The sequence below is a fragment of the Candidatus Cloacimonadota bacterium genome, assembly GCA_020532085.1.
GTDB lineage: Bacteria > Cloacimonadota > Cloacimonadia > Cloacimonadales > Cloacimonadaceae > Syntrophosphaera.
This window is the reverse complement of the sequence record JAJBAV010000087.1, coordinates 1-2,870: the sequence shown is the minus strand read 5'-3', so window position 1 is coordinate 2,870 and position 2,870 is coordinate 1. Positions and strand designations below refer to the sequence as shown.

Annotated in this window: 6 protein-coding genes; all 6 read right to left on the bottom strand. The window is 56.2% G+C overall.

Annotated features, from left to right (window positions below; genetic code table 11):
• Positions 1-242 (bottom strand): hypothetical protein (locus tag LHW45_11265; protein MCB5286148.1); only part of this gene is annotated, 242 nt, incomplete at its 3' end.
• A gap of 47 nt (positions 243-289) precedes the next feature.
• Entirely contained in the window at positions 290-970 is a 681-nt protein-coding gene (locus LHW45_11260) for a hypothetical protein (GenBank protein MCB5286147.1), read from the bottom strand.
• A complete protein-coding gene (locus LHW45_11255) occupies positions 963-1,604 on the bottom strand; it encodes a hypothetical protein (protein ID MCB5286146.1) in 642 nt (213 codons plus the stop codon). The genes LHW45_11260 and LHW45_11255 overlap by 8 nt, the downstream gene beginning before the upstream one ends.
• Positions 1,582-2,139 (bottom strand): hypothetical protein, encoded by a 558-nt coding sequence (locus LHW45_11250; GenBank protein MCB5286145.1) that lies wholly within the window; start codon positions 2,137-2,139, stop codon positions 1,582-1,584. Before LHW45_11250 ends, LHW45_11255 begins: the two co-directional genes overlap by 23 nt.
• Entirely contained in the window at positions 2,136-2,354 is a 219-nt protein-coding gene (locus LHW45_11245; protein ID MCB5286144.1) for a hypothetical protein, read from the bottom strand. Before LHW45_11245 ends, LHW45_11250 begins: the two co-directional genes overlap by 4 nt.
• Before the next feature lie 264 nt (positions 2,355-2,618).
• Positions 2,619-2,870: hypothetical protein (locus LHW45_11240; protein MCB5286143.1), on the bottom strand; the 252-nt coding region annotated here is incomplete at its 5' end.

The window sequence follows — 2,870 nt, the reverse complement described above, 5'->3', positions numbered from 1 at the left end:
TAGTCGTCGTCCTCGTCATCCTCCGGCTTGCGGAGCATCTGCAAGCGCAGGAATAGGTCATCATTGGCCATGGCCCGCGAGAGGCCGCCCCCGGCATGGACCGACAGCAGGGCGTCCTTGAGCTTGCCATTGACGCCCATAATCTCCAGCCACGTCTTGAGGGTCAGATAGCCCTGGGCGTTGTCATGTAGTACGATCTCCTGGCTTGAACGGATGTTGTCCCGGGCGCTAAGCGCAGTCATGAGCATCCTAAGCTCATTGCTAGAAACCACAGTTATCGGGCTGTCTTTCATACGGGGACCCTCCCATAGAACGGTTTGGACATTGCCGGCTCCCACCATGGGGGCAAATCGAAGGCAATCATTTCCTTTGTCGTCGAGCAGTATCCCCAGCTTTTGGGGTGGACTTTACCCTTATACTTAGACATGTGCCGCTCTAGGTAGATGTTTGCTATAGTCTGTGCTATGACCTGATTATCACGCTCGTTCTGGATCGCGATTAGATCCATGTGCTTATGAATCATGTAGACGTCTTGAGATTGAAACATTGATATGTCTAACATGCTCGTGTTTTGGATCGTGAGCAAAAAGAACAGCTCGTTATGGCTTGCTATGGTCATCATTTTCTGTAAACCCTTATTTTCCCGTGTGCCCGAATCGCGGGCGCCGGCTACGAATATAGCATCATCCACAACCACGACGTCCCGAGATGGTCGTATTACCTCCATGATCTCGCTGATGTCCTCCGGCCAAGTGAGCGCGCGGTAGCTGTCTGGGTAAGAGTGCTGGGCCACAAATGTCTTAGAGTAATTGACCAGGACCACATTACGGTCGGGGAAGGCCCCGGACTGAATGAGCGAGTGAACCGTAGCGGTCTTGCCCCATTGCCCAGTCCCAATTACAACTATGACGCCGTGCTTGGCAGTGCTAAGACGTCGGAAGAGCTCGGACTCTTGAATGGGCTTACTCATGGCTAGCCTCTTTAGGAACTAGCAAATCATCAATCATCTTGGACAGCCGCGCGTTGTGTGCGCGGGCCATCTCGACGCTCTTTAGGTTGATTTCGGTTTTATCGGTCATGTTTTCCTTTGTCAGTTTTGTCAATTCATCGATAAGCTCGCCGTAGCGGTCGGGGATGCTCGCAATATATATGTCGGAGAAGGCGCCAGCTGGGGGATAAGTTACGGTGTTACTGTCAGGGGCGTAGTCCTGCACGACCTCAACGGAGAGGCCCGCCGGGGTCCTGAAGGACAGGTAAGGGCGCCCGGTCTTGGTCGCCCTGGCCCATCTGGACCGTCCTATTACATAGGGCGCTATCTCGCCAGTCTCGACATTAACAACCAGCGCCAGCTTGCCGTCGGCAATAGTCATGCGGCGGCCCCAGTATGCCCAGACCACTACACCAGCGGCCAGGGCGCCCAGGTATAACGGGCTATAGCCCAGGTACCAGATGGCGCCTCCGATAATGGCTATCGGCAGTAGATAGGTCGAAGTGGTCAGGCGGTCCAGCAGACGGTCCCCCACGGGGCGCGGGGGGTCGCTGGCGTTGCCATTATCGCCTGAATCGGCGGCGCTCTTGCTCTTAAAACGCGAGATAATATTCATCGTTCTTCTTCCGTTTGTAGTAAGGGATCAGGAACAGAGACGGAACCAGCGCGCAGAGTATGCACCCTATGGCCAAGTTTCTGTTTTGCTCCTCCAACGCCCACTTTTCTATAGTAATAGTTACGGGGGGATCGTCGATAGCTATGGCGGACCCGGCACCGCTGGCCACGGTCAGCTTATACGTTATAGTGTCAGCTCCGACGGTCCAGACCACCGCTATAGCCCCGGTCTCGTAGACGTCGTTATAGTCATGCACGCCCGCAGGTAGGACCTCATCGACCAGCACGCCGTTAGGCGTGGTCAGAGTGACCGCCATAGGCTCCGAGAGCCAAATGGACCATGCGACCGACGGGAACACTATACGAGCGTCCTCGTTGATTGCGAGCATCAGCGACCCCTTATCGGGCGTCGATGTGCCCCATATGCGGTAATCGTCATCGACGGGGGCGGCGTGGGCCTCATCCACCATCATTAGCGCCCCGAGGGGCACTAGCGCCCCTAGGGCGATTAAAAGCATTAAAGCCGTTTTTTTCATCGAGCTAACCTGCTGCTTTTTTTCTTTTTCTTTATGTCAATTACTCCCCAGATGATCAGAGAGCCCGCGAGAGTATCGATTATTTTCGAGGTCCACGCCGGGGCGTAATCAGTCCCGGCCCAGACGATCGACCATCCACCCATAGCCAGCAGGTCTGCGATCATAGCTGACGATAAAAATAGGGCGAGCCCTACGGAGATCATCAATATATTCATCTCACCGACCTCTGATCAGTGCCACTGCCCCATAGAGCGCCAGCAGAGCCACCCCAGCTATGATCAGTATCTCGTTGGTGCCCAGGGTAGAGCTGATCCCGTAGAGTATATCCGGCGACTCAACTGGAGGGGTAGTCGGAGTGGTCGGAGTAGTCGGAGTAGTCGACGCACCACCCGCCCCGAGCCCCAGCAGGCTACCACCGGCGGCCACTATGCCGGTTGCAATAGCGGAGAGGGCTCTGCCTATGGCTGTGAGCGCCGCCATTAACGGCGCCCCCTGGAGGCGGGCCTGCGGCTATTGCGGAGTATGGCCCATCCGACAACGACCACCAGAGCGACCAGCCCAGCCTTGATAATCAGGCCCGGCCAGTCGTAGGCGGCCGCGTCCACCGCCTCAACGACCGGCGCGGGATCACCGCCACCGATACCCAGCCAGTTAAATACTGCGTCGTATGGGGACCAGCCTATAGCATGCTGCCACATGTCCTTACCAGTAGTCAGCATCAAGCCGGCATC

Excerpts from the sequence above, each read along its gene's own strand:
- LHW45_11250 (MCB5286145.1), bottom strand. The coding sequence starts at position 2,139 with ATGAAAAAAACGGCTTTAATGCTTTTAATCGCCCTAGGGGCGCTAGTG.
- LHW45_11255 (MCB5286146.1), bottom strand. The coding sequence starts at position 1,604 with ATGAATATTATCTCGCGTTTTAAGAGCAAGAGCGCCGCCGATTCAGGC.
- LHW45_11260 (MCB5286147.1), bottom strand. The coding sequence starts at position 970 with ATGAGTAAGCCCATTCAAGAGTCCGAGCTCTTCCGACGTCTTAGCACT.
- LHW45_11245 (MCB5286144.1), bottom strand. The coding sequence starts at position 2,354 with ATGAATATATTGATGATCTCCGTAGGGCTCGCCCTATTTTTATCGTCA.